21 protein-coding genes, 1 tRNA gene and 1 pseudogene are annotated in these 14,139 nt (G+C 57.6%); 4 read left to right on the top strand and 19 right to left on the bottom strand.

All coding sequences use genetic code 11. From position 1 onward, the window contains the following. Window positions 1–6: 6 nt before the first annotated feature. The 10 genes from rpsE to rpmC all read right to left on the bottom strand — a co-directional run bounded on the left by rpsE (window position 7) and on the right by rpmC (window position 4,104). The gene (rpsE, locus tag ACXADQ_RS09475) at window positions 7–576 is read right to left on the bottom strand and encodes a 30S ribosomal protein S5 (RefSeq protein WP_475319430.1); all 570 of its coding nucleotides are present in this window, start codon (window positions 574–576) and stop codon (window positions 7–9) included. A 119-nt stretch (window positions 577–695) separates the two neighbouring features. Further along, the gene (gene rplR, locus ACXADQ_RS09470) at window positions 696–1,055 is read right to left on the bottom strand and encodes a 50S ribosomal protein L18 (RefSeq protein WP_475319428.1); all 360 of its coding nucleotides are present in this window, start codon (window positions 1,053–1,055) and stop codon (window positions 696–698) included. Window positions 1,056–1,066: 11 nt separating this feature from the next. Beyond that, on the bottom strand, window positions 1,067–1,600 hold the full coding sequence (rplF, locus tag ACXADQ_RS09465; RefSeq protein ID WP_475319426.1) for a 50S ribosomal protein L6: 534 nt from the start codon (window positions 1,598–1,600) through the stop codon (window positions 1,067–1,069). An 11-nt stretch (window positions 1,601–1,611) separates the two neighbouring features. Then, a complete protein-coding gene (gene rpsH / locus ACXADQ_RS09460) occupies window positions 1,612–2,004 on the bottom strand; it encodes a 30S ribosomal protein S8 (protein ID WP_475319423.1) in 393 nt (130 codons plus the stop codon). Window positions 2,005–2,016: 12 nt separating this feature from the next. Then, the gene (gene rpsN / locus ACXADQ_RS09455; RefSeq protein ID WP_420568434.1) at window positions 2,017–2,322 is read right to left on the bottom strand and encodes a 30S ribosomal protein S14; all 306 of its coding nucleotides are present in this window, start codon (window positions 2,320–2,322) and stop codon (window positions 2,017–2,019) included. Window positions 2,323–2,339: 17 nt separating this feature from the next. After that, entirely contained in the window at window positions 2,340–2,903 is a 564-nt protein-coding gene (gene rplE / locus ACXADQ_RS09450) for a 50S ribosomal protein L5 (protein WP_475319421.1), read from the bottom strand. Next, window positions 2,896–3,207 (bottom strand): 50S ribosomal protein L24, encoded by a 312-nt coding sequence (gene rplX, locus ACXADQ_RS09445; protein ID WP_475319418.1) that lies wholly within the window; start codon window positions 3,205–3,207, stop codon window positions 2,896–2,898. The genes rplE and rplX overlap by 8 nt, the downstream gene beginning before the upstream one ends. A 1-nt stretch (window position 3,208) precedes the next feature. After that, window positions 3,209–3,577, bottom strand: a complete 369-nt coding sequence (gene rplN, locus ACXADQ_RS09440; RefSeq protein WP_005849814.1) for a 50S ribosomal protein L14 — start codon at window positions 3,575–3,577, stop codon at window positions 3,209–3,211. A gap of 86 nt (window positions 3,578–3,663) precedes the next feature. After that, window positions 3,664–3,891 carry a 30S ribosomal protein S17 gene (gene rpsQ / locus ACXADQ_RS09435; protein ID WP_420568437.1) on the bottom strand — a complete coding sequence of 76 codons (228 nt, stop codon included), beginning with the start codon at window positions 3,889–3,891 and terminating at the stop codon, window positions 3,664–3,666. 12 nt (window positions 3,892–3,903) lie between these two features. Beyond that, the gene (rpmC, locus tag ACXADQ_RS09430) at window positions 3,904–4,104 is read right to left on the bottom strand and encodes a 50S ribosomal protein L29 (RefSeq protein WP_475319412.1); all 201 of its coding nucleotides are present in this window, start codon (window positions 4,102–4,104) and stop codon (window positions 3,904–3,906) included. A gap of 266 nt (window positions 4,105–4,370) precedes the next feature. Here rpmC and ACXADQ_RS09425 point away from each other — a divergent pair, with 266 nt between their 5' ends. Continuing rightward, window positions 4,371–4,991 carry a 2OG-Fe(II) oxygenase family protein gene (locus tag ACXADQ_RS09425; RefSeq protein WP_475319408.1) on the top strand — a complete coding sequence of 207 codons (621 nt, stop codon included), beginning with the start codon at window positions 4,371–4,373 and terminating at the stop codon, window positions 4,989–4,991. A gap of 167 nt (window positions 4,992–5,158) precedes the next feature. Here ACXADQ_RS09425 and rplP read toward each other — a convergent pair whose 3' ends face one another. From rplP to ACXADQ_RS09380, 9 genes and pseudogenes are all read right to left on the bottom strand, one after another. Further along, window positions 5,159–5,572, bottom strand: a complete 414-nt coding sequence (gene rplP, locus ACXADQ_RS09420) for a 50S ribosomal protein L16 (RefSeq protein WP_420568440.1) — start codon at window positions 5,570–5,572, stop codon at window positions 5,159–5,161. Window positions 5,573–5,585: 13 nt separating this feature from the next. Beyond that, window positions 5,586–6,293, bottom strand: coding sequence for a 30S ribosomal protein S3 (gene rpsC / locus ACXADQ_RS09415; protein WP_475319403.1), 708 nt, complete (start codon window positions 6,291–6,293; stop codon window positions 5,586–5,588). Continuing rightward, on the bottom strand, window positions 6,293–6,673 hold the full coding sequence (rplV, locus tag ACXADQ_RS09410; protein WP_475319402.1) for a 50S ribosomal protein L22: 381 nt from the start codon (window positions 6,671–6,673) through the stop codon (window positions 6,293–6,295). Before rplV ends, rpsC begins: the two co-directional genes overlap by 1 nt. Window positions 6,674–6,676: 3 nt before the next feature. Continuing rightward, window positions 6,677–6,955 carry a 30S ribosomal protein S19 gene (gene rpsS / locus ACXADQ_RS09405; RefSeq protein ID WP_009812390.1) on the bottom strand — a complete coding sequence of 93 codons (279 nt, stop codon included), beginning with the start codon at window positions 6,953–6,955 and terminating at the stop codon, window positions 6,677–6,679. A 3-nt stretch (window positions 6,956–6,958) separates the two neighbouring features. Next, window positions 6,959–7,801 carry a 50S ribosomal protein L2 gene (rplB, locus tag ACXADQ_RS09400; protein ID WP_475319396.1) on the bottom strand — a complete coding sequence of 281 codons (843 nt, stop codon included), beginning with the start codon at window positions 7,799–7,801 and terminating at the stop codon, window positions 6,959–6,961. A 259-nt stretch (window positions 7,802–8,060) separates the two neighbouring features. Beyond that, a complete protein-coding gene (locus tag ACXADQ_RS09395; RefSeq protein ID WP_475319392.1) occupies window positions 8,061–9,791 on the bottom strand; it encodes an asparagine synthetase B family protein in 1,731 nt (576 codons plus the stop codon). Between the two features lie 144 nt (window positions 9,792–9,935). Then, window positions 9,936–10,034, bottom strand: a pseudogene (locus ACXADQ_RS09390) (50S ribosomal protein L23); the annotation flags it as partial. Window positions 10,035–10,110: 76 nt separating this feature from the next. Continuing rightward, a tRNA-Arg gene (locus ACXADQ_RS09385) sits at window positions 10,111–10,188 on the bottom strand. Window positions 10,189–10,245: 57 nt separating this feature from the next. Further along, window positions 10,246–10,557 (bottom strand): ETC complex I subunit, encoded by a 312-nt coding sequence (locus tag ACXADQ_RS09380; RefSeq protein ID WP_475319388.1) that lies wholly within the window; start codon window positions 10,555–10,557, stop codon window positions 10,246–10,248. 434 nt (window positions 10,558–10,991) lie between these two features. On the opposite strand from ACXADQ_RS09380, the gene uvrB reads away from it, so the two are divergent. The 3 genes from uvrB to ACXADQ_RS09365 all read left to right on the top strand — a co-directional run bounded on the left by uvrB (window position 10,992) and on the right by ACXADQ_RS09365 (window position 14,125). Further along, window positions 10,992–13,190, top strand: coding sequence for an excinuclease ABC subunit UvrB (gene uvrB / locus ACXADQ_RS09375; RefSeq protein ID WP_475319385.1), 2,199 nt, complete (start codon window positions 10,992–10,994; stop codon window positions 13,188–13,190). 111 nt (window positions 13,191–13,301) lie between these two features. Then, on the top strand, window positions 13,302–13,610 hold the full coding sequence (locus ACXADQ_RS09370; protein ID WP_475319381.1) for a hypothetical protein: 309 nt from the start codon (window positions 13,302–13,304) through the stop codon (window positions 13,608–13,610). 59 nt (window positions 13,611–13,669) lie between these two features. Further along, window positions 13,670–14,125 carry a universal stress protein gene (locus tag ACXADQ_RS09365; protein ID WP_475319379.1) on the top strand — a complete coding sequence of 152 codons (456 nt, stop codon included), beginning with the start codon at window positions 13,670–13,672 and terminating at the stop codon, window positions 14,123–14,125. Window positions 14,126–14,139 lie beyond the last annotated feature (14 nt).

The raw sequence follows: 14,139 nt of genomic DNA, 5'->3' as shown, positions 1-14,139 counted from the left end.
CTCTCCTTACGCTTCTGCTTCGGCGGGGGCCGCTGCTTCGTCCTTGCGCAGGATGTCAGCAACTTTCTTACCGCGACGCGCAGCAACCGAACGGGGGCTGGATTCTTTTTTCAGCCCGTCGATGGTGGCGCGGATCATGTTGTAGGGGTTCTGCGAGCCGATCGACTTGGAAACCACGTCTTTCACGCCCAGCATTTCGAAGACGGCACGCATCGGGCCACCTGCGATGATCCCGGTACCTTCAGGCGCGGTGCGCATGACCACTTTACCGGCGCCGTGACGGCCTTCCATGTCGTGGTGCAGGGTACGGCCCTCTTTCAGAGGCACGCGAACCATCTGGCGCTTGGCTTGCTCGGTGGCTTTGCGAATGGCCTCGGGGACCTCTTTCGCTTTACCTTTACCAAAGCCAACGCGGCCTTTCTGGTCGCCGACAACCACCAGAGCGGCGAAGCCAAAGCGCTTACCACCCTTCACGGTTTTCGAAACACGGTTGATCGCAACCAGGCGATCTGCAAATTCCGGGGTTTCTTCTTCGCGGTTGCGACCGCGGCCCCGGCGGTTTTCACGTTCTGCCATTTTGGACAGTCCTTTCATGGTGGCGCGGCTGCGCCGTTTGTCTCAATCCTGGTGCCCTGCGCGGCATGCGCGCAGAACCCGGATCATCGGGAGGGCGACAGGCGCCCTCCACAAGTTGCTTAGAACTTCAGACCGCCTTCACGCGCGGCGTCGGCCAGTGCCTTCACCTTGCCGTGGAACAGGAAGCCACCACGGTCGAAGTAACATTCTTCGACACCGGCTGCCTTGGCACGTTCTGCGATCAGAGCACCCACTTTGGTGGCTGCTTCGACGTTGTTTTTGCCGACCACGCCCAGATCTTTCTCCATCGAGGAGGCCGATGCCAGGGTGACGCCTTTGACGTCGTCGATCAGCTGAACGCTGATGTTCTTGTTCGAGCGGTGAACCGACAGGCGCAGCTTGCCGACGTTCACTTTCCGCTGTTTGTTCCGAACGCGCAGACGGCGCTTCAGGAACAGGGTCCGTTTGCTGTTTGCCATTTTGCTCGTCCTTACTTCTTCTTGCCTTCCTTGCGGAAGATGTACTCGTCTTTGTACTTGATGCCTTTGCCTTTGTAGGGCTCGGGCTTACGCCATTCGCGGATGTTGGCCGCGACCTGGCCGACGAGTTGTGCGTCATCACCTTCAACGATGATAATGGTGGGCTTCGGTGCGGTGACGGTCACGCCGGCAGGCACTTCGAAGTTCACCTCGTGCGAGTAGCCCAGGTTCAGTTTCAGGACATTGCCCTGCATCTGAGCCCGGTAACCAACACCGTTGATCTCCAGCTCTTTTTTGAAGCCGGTCGTCACACCGGTGACCATGTTGGCCACCATGGTGCGGGACATGCCCCACTGTTGACGCGCACGCTTGGACTTGCCACGCGGGGTGACGACAACCGAGTTGTCCTCAACCGTGATGGTCACGTCGTCCGATGCGGTGAAGCTTTGGGTCGCCTTGGCGCCTTTGACTTCGATGGTCTGGCCGGACACCGACGCGGAAACGCCGCTGGGCAGCTCGACCGGTTTTTTACCAATACGAGACATTGCAGACCTCCTTAGAAGACGGTGCAGAGCACTTCGCCACCAACATTGTTGGAGCGTGCGCTTGCGTCCGACATCACACCTTTCGGAGTGCTGACAATCGACACACCCAGGCCCTGACGGACTGTTGGGATGTCATTGACGCCCATGTAAACGCGGCGACCGGGTTTCGAAACCCGCTTCAGTTCGCGAATGACAGGGGTGCCTTCGTAGTATTTCAGGCTGATTTCAAGGGTCGGGTGACCGTTGACATCAGTGCCCTTTTCGTAGCCGCGGATGTAGCCTTCGTCAGCCAGGACATCCAGAACCCAGGCACGCAGTTTCGACGCAGGGGTCGAAACGACGGACTTGCCTCGCATCTGAGCGTTGCGGATACGGGTGAGCATATCGCCGATAGGATCGTTCATAATATCTCTCCCTTACCAGCTGGATTTCACCAGACCGGGGATCTGGCCATTCGAGCCCAGTTCCCGCAGCATGATACGGCTGACCTTCAGCTTACGATAGTAAGCGTGGGGACGACCGGTCAGCTGACAACGGTTGTGCAGACGGACAGCCGAGCTGTTGCGCGGCAGTTTAGCAAGCTTCAGCGAAGCGCGAAAACGCTCTTCCATCGGCTTGTCTTGATCGTTGATGATCTCTTTGAGACCAGCACGCTTAGCGGCGTATTTAGCCACCAGGCGTTCGCGCTTCTTCTCGCGCTCGACCATGGATTTTTTAGCCATAATTCTCTCTCCCGCGCTTAGCTGTTGAAGGGCATGTTGAAGTGCTTCAACAGTGCCTTAGCTTCCGCGTCGGTATTCGCGGTGGTGGCGATCACGATGTCCATGCCCCAGGCAACGTCGACTTTGTCGAAGTCAATCTCGGGGAAGACGATGTGCTCTTTCAGACCCATGGCATAGTTGCCACGACCATCGAAGGATTTGCCCGACACGCCGCGGAAGTCGCGGATACGAGGCATTGCGATGGTGATCAGACGGTCCAGGAATTCGTACATGCGGTCAGCACGCAGGGTCACTTTCGCGCCCATCGGCATACCTTCACGAACACGGAAACCAGCGATCGAGTTACGAGCGACGGTGGTCAGCGCCTTCTGGCCCGCGATTGCGGTCAGATCTTCGACGGCCGACTTGGCTTTCTTGCTGTCTTTGACAGCTTCTGCGCCACAGCCGATGTTCAGAACGATCTTGTCCAGCTTGGGGATCATCATCTCGTTCTTATAGCCGAACTCTTCTTTCAGAGCGCCGCGGATCGAGTCCTTGTACAGGGTCTTCAGACGCGGGGTATAGGTTGCAGCATCAAGCATCGATCACGTCCCCCGTGGTCTTGGCGAAGCGAACCTTCTTGTCACCTTCCATGCGGAAGCCAACGCGGGTCGGTTTGCCGTTTGCGTCCAGGTAAGCCAGGTTCGACAGTTGGATCGGCAGAGCCTTGGGCAGGCGACCGCCCTGTTCGGTTTGCGACTGGCGGGTGTGGCGGATGGCGATGTTGATGCCGTCCACAACAGCTTTGCCGGCTTTGGGGTCAACCGAGGCGATCACGCCTTCTTTGCCCTTGTCTTTGCCGGCCAGCACGACGACCTTGTCGCCCTTTTTCAGTTTAGCAGCCATCTTACAGCACCTCCGGCGCGAGCGAGATGATCTTCATGAAGTTCTTGGCACGCAGTTCACGAACAACCGGGCCGAAGATACGGGTACCGACGGGTTCGTTGCTGTTGTTCAGGATAACAGCTGCGTTGCGATCAAAACGGATCGCGGTGCCATCTTCACGACGGACTTCTTTGGCGGTGCGTACGACGACGGCCTTACGGACGTCACCCTTTTTTACGCGACCACGCGGGATGGCTTCTTTGACCGACACCACGATGATGTCGCCAACCGAAGCGTATTTACGCTTCGAGCCACCCAGAACCTTGATGCACTGAACTCGGCGAGCGCCAGAGTTATCAGCAACATCCAGATTGGTCTGCATCTGGATCATTTGGTTTCTCCCGACCTATGGGGGGACATGCAGCGTCCATTTCCCCAGGGTTTCGCTAATAAGCGTCGGGATCGTCTAAGGCTAGCTTAGGCGATCACTTCCCAACGCTTGGTCTTCGACTTCGGTGCACATTCCTGGATACGGACGGTGTCACCAACGTTGAATTGGTTGTTCTCATCGTGAGCCCGGTATTTTTTGGACTTACGGATGGTTTTCTTCAGAACGGGGTGCGTAAAGCGGCGCTCGACCTGGACGGTAACGGTTTGTTCGTTGGCGTTCGAGGTCACGGTGCCTTGGAGAATACGTTTGGGCATCTGTCAGGCTCCTTATTCTGCTGCTTCAGCGGCTTTGGCGTTCAACACGGTCAGGACACGAGCAACCTCGCGACGCACGGTTTTGACGCGTGCAGTGTTTTCCAGTTGACCGGTTGCTTGCTGGAAGCGCAGGTTAAACGCTTCTTTCTTCAGGGTGGACAGCTGCTCGCGCAGTTCGTCCAGCGATTTTTCACGCAGTTCAGTGGCGGACATGTCGCCATTTCCTTCTTTCTAACACCAGTGGGCGCCTTATGACGGGTGACCCAGTCTCTGGTGGAATCAAAAACAAACGCGCAAATCCCGGTCACCCGGAATCCGCGAGATGCCGCTCTATAAGGGGGTTGCCCTTTGGGAGCAAGGGAAAACTGGGCTTTTAGACCGCGATCCCTTTACCCTGAGCAATCTGCGCCATTCCGGCCCCTTGAGCCAGCTGGCCAAATACGTCAGACCAGTTTCAATCACTGCCTCAGGAGGCCTCAATGTCCCAGATCGAATCCCTCTTCGTCACCCGCCTGTATCGCGCTGCCCTGTCCGAGTTCGCCCCCAAGATCGACGCGGACGAGCTGGAGGCGTCCTGTTATTCCATCGCCGAGGATGACGAGGCCGGCCAGCAATGGTGCGAGGACAATGGCTATCCCGGCTATACCTCCTATGCCTCGCTGACCGACCTGGGCTGGCGCTTTCCGATCTTCGACGACCTGATCAAATCGCTGGACCAGCACGTCGCCGCCTTTGCCCAAGACCTGGAGTTCGATCTGGACGGGCGCAAACTGGTGCTCGAGGACCTGTGGATCAACATCCTCCCCGAGGGCGGCACCCATTCCTCACACCTGCACCCCCATTCGGTCATCTCCGGCACCACCTATGTGGCCATGCCCGACGGCGCCAGCGCGCTGAAACTGGAAGACCCCCGATCGGGGCGGATGATGGCCGCCCCGGCCCGGCGCAAAGACGCCCGGCGCGACCTGCAACCCTTCATCTACATGGCCCCGAAGGTGGGCGACGTGCTGCTCTGGGAAAGCTGGCTGCGCCACGAGGTGCCCCTGAACCGCTCGGAATACGATCGGGTCTCGGTCAGCTTTAACTATAAGTGGGAATAAGTCGCAGCGGCGCCTCTGCCCTTGCGCCAACACTCTGACTAAACCACCGCAAAGCCCACTTCTTTGCTCTGCAAATACTCAAAAAGAAAACCCCCGCCGATTGCTCGACGGGGGTTTTGATTTTCTAGGCTGGCGCTGGCCAGAAAGCGCTGATGCGCTTTCGACCTTTACCAGTCTTCGCGAACCACGACGCGGGTTTTCACCGGCAGTTTCATCGCGGCCAGGCGCAGGGCTTCACGTGCGATATCTTCGTCGACGCCGTCGATTTCGAACATGATGCGGCCAGGCTTCACTTTGCAGGCCCAGTAATCCACCGAACCCTTACCTTTACCCATACGAACTTCGACGGGCTTCGAGGTCACGGGGACATCGGGGAAGATACGGATCCAGACACGGCCCTGACGTTTCATGTGACGCGTCATGGCACGACGAGCGGCCTCGATCTGACGCGCAGTCACACGCTCGGGCTGGGTGGCTTTCAGACCGAACGAACCGAAGTTCAGGTCAGAACCGCCTTTGGCCAGGCCTTTGATACGGCCCTTCTGCTGCTTGCGGAATTTAGTACGCTTTGGCTGAAGCATTGCTCAGATCTCCTTAGCGGCGGCCGCCAGCGCCACGGGGCGCGGGACCATCCTGGATTTCCTGGGCGCGACGGTCACGAGCCTGAGGATCGTGTTCCATGATCTCGCCTTTGAAGATCCAGGTTTTGATGCCGATGATGCCGTAGGGGGTCATGGCCTCTGCGGCGGCGTAGTCGATGTCAGCACGCAGGGTGTGCAGCGGCACGCGGCCCTCACGGTACCATTCGGTACGCGCGATTTCTGCACCGCCCAGACGGCCAGCAACGTTCACACGGATGCCCAGGGCGCCCATACGCATGGCGTTCTGCACGCCGCGCTTCATGGCACGACGGAAGGACACACGGCGTTCCAGCTGCTGAGCGATCAATTCAGCGACCAGCTGAGCGTCCAGCTCGGGCTTGCGAACTTCGACGATGTTCAGGTGCAGTTCGCTGTCGGTCATGGCCGACAGTTTCTTGCGCAGAACTTCGATGTCAGCACCTTTTTTGCCGATGATGACACCCGGACGTGCGGTGTGGATCGTGACGCGGCACTTTTTGTGCGGACGTTCGATGATCACACGGGCCACGCCGGCCTGCTTGCACTCTTCCTTGATGAACTCGCGGATCTTGATGTCTTCCAGCAGAAGATCACCATAATCTTTCGAGTCCGCGTACCAGCGGCTGTCCCAGGTGCGGTTGACCTGCAGGCGCATGCCGATCGGATTTACTTTCTGACCCATTAGGCTTGCTCCTCAACTTGGCGCACGGTGATCGTGAGTTCCGAGAACGGCTTCATGATTTTGCCAAAACGGCCACGTGCCCGAGGACGACCGCGTTTCATGGTCAGGTTCTTACCAACGTAAGCTTCTGCCACGATCAGTTCGTCCACATCCAGGTTGTGGTTGTTCTCAGCGTTCGCAATGGCGGACTGAAGGCATTTCTTCACGTCCTGAGCAATCCGTTTTTTCGAGAAGGTCAGGTCGGTCAGAGCCTTTTCCACCTTCTTGCCACGGATCATTGCGGCGACCAGGTTCAGTTTCTGCGGGCTGGTGCGAAGCATGCGCACTTTGGCCATTGCTTCGTTATCTGCCACGCGGCGGGGGTTCTTTGCCTTGCCCATGACTTATTTCCGCTTCGCTTTTTTGTCAGCCGCGTGACCATAGTAGGTCCGGGTCGGCGAATACTCACCGAACTTCTGGCCGATCATGTCTTCGGTGACGTTCACAGGAACGTGTTTCTGGCCGTTATACACACCAAAGGTCAGACCCACGAATTGGGGCAGGATGGTGGAACGACGCGACCAGATTTTGATGACTTCGTTGCGACCCGACTCGCGAGCTGCTTCGGCTTTTTTCAGCACGTAAGCATCCACGAAGGGGCCTTTCCAAACAGAACGTGCCATGTCTTAACGGCCCTTCTTCTTGGCGTGACGCGAGCGGATGATCAGCTTCTGCGACGCCTTGTTCTTGTTGCGGGTACGAGCACCCTTGGTCGGTTTACCCCACGGGGTCACAGGGTGACGACCACCCGAGGTCCGGCCTTCACCACCACCATGGGGGTGGTCGATCGGGTTCATGACAACACCACGGACGCTGGGGCGGATGCCTTTGTGACGCATACGGCCAGCTTTACCGAAGTTCTGGTTGCTGTTGTCGGGGTTGGACACGGCACCAACGGTGGCCATGCATTCCTGACGCACCAGGCGCAGTTCGCCCGAGGACAGGCGGATCTGAGCGTAGCCACCGTCACGACCAACAAACTGAGCGTAAGTACCAGCAGCACGGGCGATCTGGCCGCCTTTGCCGGGCTTCATCTCGATGTTGTGGATGATGGTACCGATCGGCATGCCCGAGAACGGCATTGCGTTGCCAGGCTTGATGTCAGCCTTGGCCGAGGCAATCACCGTGTCACCAACAGCCAGACGCTGCGGTGCGATGATGTAGGCCTGTTCGCCGTCTTCGTATTTGATCAGTGCGATGAACGCGGTGCGGTTGGGGTCATATTCGATCCGCTCAACCGTTGCAGCAACGTCGAATTTGTTGCGCTTGAAGTCCACGATACGATAGAGGCGCTTTGCCCCACCGCCTTTGCGGCGCATCGTGATCCGCCCGGTGTTGTTCCGGCCGCCGTTCTTGGTCAAACCCTCAGTAAGAGATTTGACCGGACGTCCTTTCCACAGCTCCGAACGGTCGATCAGAACCAGCCCACGCTGGCCCGGCGTCGTCGGTTTATACGACTTGAGTGCCATGCTTTCTGTCTTCCGTTTTGTGAGGCAGGCCTGCGGCCCACCCGATGTTATAGCCCCCTGCCCGTTTGTTCCCCGGAAGCTTTCGCCAGGAAACGCCCTACTAAGGTGGCCGCTTTGCTAGGGCCCCGAAGGTCCCTTATTCCAAAAATCACCGGCCCCGGAACGAATCCGAGGCCGAAGAGATGCGCGTCTTTAGCAGGGATGGGTATGGGTAGCAAGCTGCTTAAGCAGATGGCCGATAATCAAAGTGGCGCATGCGTCACTGCGTATAGGTTGTAAGCTTCGCAAGTTGCACCAGGCGGGACGGCCAAGCAGCGATATAGTTATGCCCTGGCAATGTCTTCATCCACGCCAGCTTTCGCTCTCCAAATTCCAATATATCCCCAAACCGCCCGGCTTGGGTCAGAATTTCCAACGCTTCCTGCAACGTCGCGTCCAACGCACTCGCGAAACCCTTCTCGGCCAGACCCAACCTCGACAAAACCAATGGGGATAGCGGCACGTCATATGCCGACGCTAGTGGCGCCCGCGGTCCCATACGCCATTCAAAGCTGTGTTCTTTGGCCAAGTCCTTATTATATGCAATCTGACTAGCACCCGGCACCCATTTTTCAGTCAGACCCTTTAGAACTTGATCGGTATTCTTGAATGGCACAGGCGCCCTAAGAGACAATTCAAGAAGATCCCCATCCAACAATGGAGACAAAGCCATGCCATTTTTTTCGGCGCGTTTTGTGAGGCTGTCCCGAAAATGAGCCCGGTTAACGTGAAAGAAGAAAACGCTTTCCATCCTCTGCGCTAGGGTTTCCCCCGGCAGTTGCGAAAGCTCTTCCAAAAAGGCCTGCTCCATCAACGCTTCTGCATCTTTGCTCAGCTTTCCTGAACAAAGGCGTTGAAACATCTCTTTCCCGGTCTCGTTGGAATACGGAAAACTGTAGAACGGCAACTCCGCAAATCGCTTGCCATAAGCGGTCCGGTGCACTTCTCCGCCCGCGCCACCTACTTTCAGGCAATCGGGCAAAAACATATCTAACTTCAGAGACTTGATATCGTTGGTGACACCAAAGTTTTCAACCAGTTCCCTTTCCAACATATTGGCCATGGCTTCGTCCGAGAATTCGGTCTCGACAAAGTCCGTCACAGGCCGAACGCCATACTTCTCGCCAAGAAAATGCGCGCCAAAGCTATCAATCGGCTCTTTCGGGTTTAAAAACCGAGACATGCGTTCCGAGCCAACAGCACAAAGCGCAAGAGAAAACGCACTACGACTATCAACTCCGGCGGTCAGAGACACGGTGATTTCGTCAAAGTACTCGGCCGCCCTGAAGAACTTGTTGGCCATGCTCTCGGCACAACGGGTCAGGCCGTCATTGTATTCCTCGAACGACATCATTGATCGGTTCGCTTGAAAAGTCTCAACCGAAAGTCCCGCTTTCGCATCCAATTTGACAGTTTCGCCAGGACGCAGACAGAACATCCCTTCAAACACAGACCTGCGGGTCAGCGGCTGCTTCCCAAGCGAGGTCTCCGAGAAAAACTGCATGTAAGTTGCACCTTCATCCAAAGACAACTTCTTGCCGATGGCTGAAAAATACTCTGCGAACAGCAACAATCTGTTTGTTACAACTAACGTTCCATCAAATTCGCCGTAGAAAACGAAACCTTGGCCAAAACGGTCCATTGAAACCCGGTAGCCGAAATCCTCTTTTTTCAGGCGCAAATGGCAGCCAACACTGCTGCGCAATGCCGCCGAATCCACGTCGTCGGGCAAGTCCCAAAAATGGCAGCCATCTTCAAGAATTGCCTTACCCCAAAAAAGACCCGTCAGCGGATTAGTGCCTTCGACATTGCAATACGCCAAACAGTTACCGTCCCGGAATTTTTCGAAACCGACGAGGTCAGGGGTTTTCGGATCTTCGTGGCTCGAATTTTGGAGCAGAAGAAAGCTCTCAACCCCTTCAAAAGAAGTTTGCCCATCAAAAAAGCTCAATTTACCGGATCTCCAGAGATCGACACCAAAAGTCACAATAAGAATGTTCAGGTCAAAGTCTAAGATACAGACAATTGCATTATCAATGCAAAAAGCCCCTTGGCTGGCACCAAGGGGCTTCTCAATTTAACGAACGCTTAAAGCTTACAGACCGGTCGATGTGTCGATCGTGTTGCCCTCTTCCAGGGTCACGTAAGCTTTCTTTACGTCTTTACGCTTACCCAGCTGGCCGCGGAAACGCTTCTCGTTGTCTCCAAGGAGCTATGACGATGATGACTCCGAGCCTTTCACACACACGGGTTTTGATTGATCTGAAAAGTGGCGAGCCGTGGAGGACTCGAACCCCCGACCTGAGAATTAGAAGTTCCCTGCTCTAATCCAGCTGAGCTAACGGCCCGCATTCCGACGATGCGCTTAGCCCGCGCATCGGGGAGTTTCAAGAGTCAGTGCGTCCTTAGTGAGTCCACGGACCGCGACGGTTGGTGGCGAAGTTTTCGCCATAGCCACCAGCCCGGATATTGGGCTTGCGGGTTTTGGGTTCGGTCACGGTGACCTCCAGGCCATGCTCTTCGGCGTAGTCCAGCGCGGCCTCTTTGCTAGAGAATTTCATCTTGACCTGCGATTGCGTGTCCGAGCTGGAGGTCCAGCCCATCAGCGGATCCACCTCGCGTGCCGACGCAGGGGCAAATTCCAGGACCCAGTCCTTGGTTTTCGCGGTCCCCGAGGACATTGCGGTTTTGGCCGGTTTGTAGATACGCGCAAGCATGACGTGACTCCTCTATTCACTGGATATATCGGCGAAAAAGGGGGGGACGGCAAGAGCAGACCGTCCGTATCCCATGCAAATTTGCCCAGGAAAGAAGGACGTTGGTCGCCATTTGGCCCGCAGGGAGCGAGGGGTGGGTGAACGCGGACCCCATGGCGACCAAGCCTGCTGCTTGCTGTCTAGAATCATACCTGCCAATTGCATCTATTCGCAAGCGATTCCGGTTACGAAATTACAAAACCAATCCACTTTTTGTTCAAATATTTCAAACTGGATAAACTTTATGACCAATTCATTACGTTAACATGTTATTCCGCATAGCGGACGCGGAGCGCGGCAATATTCCACAGTGTCTCTTGCGGGAATCAATCGCCGGACAGGGGTTGAAGTAGAACAAAAACAGATCAAATCTGGGGCAGATTTCGGAGACACCCATGCCCCACGCCCATTCTGATTCTTCCATGCCGATGATGCACGCTCAGGCGCCGGACGTGAAATCCCGTCCCAAGCTTGAAGGCGGCAAGAAATTCGTCATGCATTCCGAGTTCGATCCCGCGGGCGATCAGCCCACCGCGATTGCTGAGCTGTCCCAGGGTGTGATGGACGGCGAACAGGATCAGGTGCTGCTGGGGGCGACGGGCACCGGCAAGACCTTCACCATGGCCAAGGTGATCGAACAGACCCAGCGCCCGGCCATCATTCTGGCCCCGAACAAAACGCTGGCCGCGCAGCTGTATGGCGAGTTCAAAGGGTTCTTTCCCGACAATTCTGTCGAATACTTCGTCAGCTTCTACGACTACTATCAACCCGAGGCCTATGTCGCGCGCTCGGACACCTATATCGAGAAAGAATCCCAGATCAACGAACAGATCGACCGGATGCGCCACGCGGCCACGCGGGCGTTGCTGGAACGCGATGACGTGATCATCGTGGCCTCGGTCAGCTGTATTTACGGGATCGGCTCGGTCGAAACCTATGGAGCGATGACGCAGGACCTGAAGGCCGGAGACGAATACGACCAGCGCGCCGTGATCGCCGATCTGGTCGCGCAACAGTACCGCCGCAATGATCAGGCCTTCCAGCGCGGCAGCTTTCGTGTGCGCGGCGATGTTCTGGAAATCTGGCCCGCTCACCTGGAGGATCGCGCCTGGCGGTTGTCCTTCTTCGGAGAAGAGCTGGAGACGATCACCGAATTCGACCCTCTGACCGGGCAGAAAACCGATGAATTCGAACAGATCCGGATCTATGCGAACTCGCACTACGTGACGCCGAAACCAACGATGCAGCAGGCGATCCAAAGCATCAAGGTCGAGCTGCGCCAGCGCCTGGACCAGCTGATGAACGAAGGCAAACTGCTCGAGGCCCAACGGCTGGAACAGCGCTGCAACTTTGATCTGGAGATGCTGGAGGCCACCGGCGTCTGCAACGGTATCGAGAATTACAGCCGCTATCTGACGGGGCGAGCGCCAGGCGAACCACCACCCACATTGTTCGAATTCATCCCGGATCATGCCATCGTTTTCGCGGATGAATCCCACGTGTCCGTGCCTCAGATCGGGGGCATGTATAAAGGGGACTATCGACGCAAGTTCACCCTGTCGGAACACGGGTTCCGCCTGCCCTCGTGCATGGACAACCGGCCACTGAAATTCGAGGAATGGGATGCGATGCGCCCACAGTCTGTATTCGTCAGCGCCACCCCCGCCGCGTGGGAAATGGAGCAGACAGGTGGCGTCTTCACCGAACAGGTGATCCGCCCCACGGGCCTGCTGGACCCCGAGGTCGAGATCCGGCCCGTCGAAACCCAGGTGGACGATCTGCTGGACGAAATCCGCCGCGTGACGGCGGATGGTTACCGCGTGCTGGTGACCACGCTGACCAAACGCATGGCCGAGGACCTGACAGAATACCTGCATGAACAGGGCATCAAGGTGCGCTATATGCACAGCGACATCGACACGATCGAGCGCATCGAAATCCTGCGGGACCTGCGGCTGGGGGCGTTCGACGTGCTGATCGGCATCAACCTGCTGCGCGAGGGGCTGGACATCCCCGAATGCGGACTGGTCGCGATTCTGGACGCGGACAAAGAGGGCTTTCTGCGCTCGGAAACCTCGTTGATCCAGACAATTGGCCGGGCCGCGCGAAACGCCGAAGGCCGCGTGATCATGTATGCCGACCGCATCACTGGCTCGATGGAGCGGGCGCTGGCGGAAACCAACCGCCGCCGCGCCAAACAGATCGCCTATAACGAGGAACACGGGATCACGCCCGAAACCGTGAAAAAGAACGTCGAGGATATCCTGGCCGGGCTCTATCAGGGCGACACCGATCAATCCCGCGTCACCGCCAAGATCGACAAGCCGATGCATGGCGCCAATCTGGAGGCTCATCTGGACGGGCTGCGCGGCGAAATGCGCAAGGCCGCCGAGAACCTGGAATTCGAAGAGGCCGCCCGCCTGCGCGATGAAATCAAGCGGCTGGAGGCCGTGGATCTGGCCATCGCGGATGATCCGCTGGCGCGTCAATCCGCCGTCGAAGCCGCGGTCGAGGCCTCGGCCGCCAAGGCAGGCCGCTCCATCGCTGGCCGTCCGGGGCAACGTGGTGGCGTGAAACGGCGCCGGGGGCGCTGACAGATGCGTTGAAAACTGCGGACCGCTTGGGCATACTGCGCCGACAGGTAACGCACTGTTCAGGGGACAACGGAAAATCCGGGCCTTGGGCAACAATCGAGGCAGTAGGACATGACACGCATTCTGGCCGGGCTCTTGGTGGTCTTCGGCACTCTCACCGCTCCGCAGGTCGCGCAGGCTGGTCCGATTGAACGGGCCTGTATCGCGGCGGGGCGCCAGGCGGCCTCGGGGCGATTGTGCCGCTGCATCCAGCATGTCGCCGATCAGACCCTGACGCGCGCTGATCAGCGCTTTGCGGCAAAATTCTTTGGTGACCCGCACAAGGCGCAGGAAATCCGGCAGTCTGAGAACGACCGGCACGAAGCTTTCTGGCTACGTTACAAAGAGTTCGGCATCTCAGCGGCTGCGCTTTGCGACTAAGCGCATCTATTGCCACACCGCGCCGCTTGGGCCATGATCCCCTCTAAGGAGAACGGTCGATGCGTAAATTTCTGGTGATCCTCGATGACAGCCGCGAGTGCCTGAACGCGATGCGCTTTGCCGCCATGCGCGCAGCGAAATCGGGTGGTGGGGTGCAGATCCTGTCGGTGATCCCCCCCGAGGAATTCAATCACTGGATTGGCGTCTCCGACATCATGCGCGAAGAAGCCCGTGAACGGATCACGGTGCATTACGAGGTCTTCGCCAAATGGATGCGGGGCCGGCAGAACATCGATCCGGAACTGGTGATCCGCGAGGGCGAGGCCGTCAGTGAAATCCTGGCCCAGATCAAGGATGACCCGGAAATTGGCGTGCTTGTGCTGGGCGCGGGCACGGATCGCAAAGGGCCCGGCCCCCTGGTCAGCCAGCTTAGCCGCAGCGCAGGCGCTCTGCCGGTCCCAATCACCATCGTGCCCGGCGACCTGTCCAAGGACCGGCTGGAGGCCATCACCTAATTCTCGCGACCCAC

It is taken from the genome of Thalassovita sp. ABM4_323 (assembly GCF_056158665.1).
Note: the sequence above shows the minus strand (reverse complement) of the source record. Positions and strands in the feature narration are given on the sequence as shown.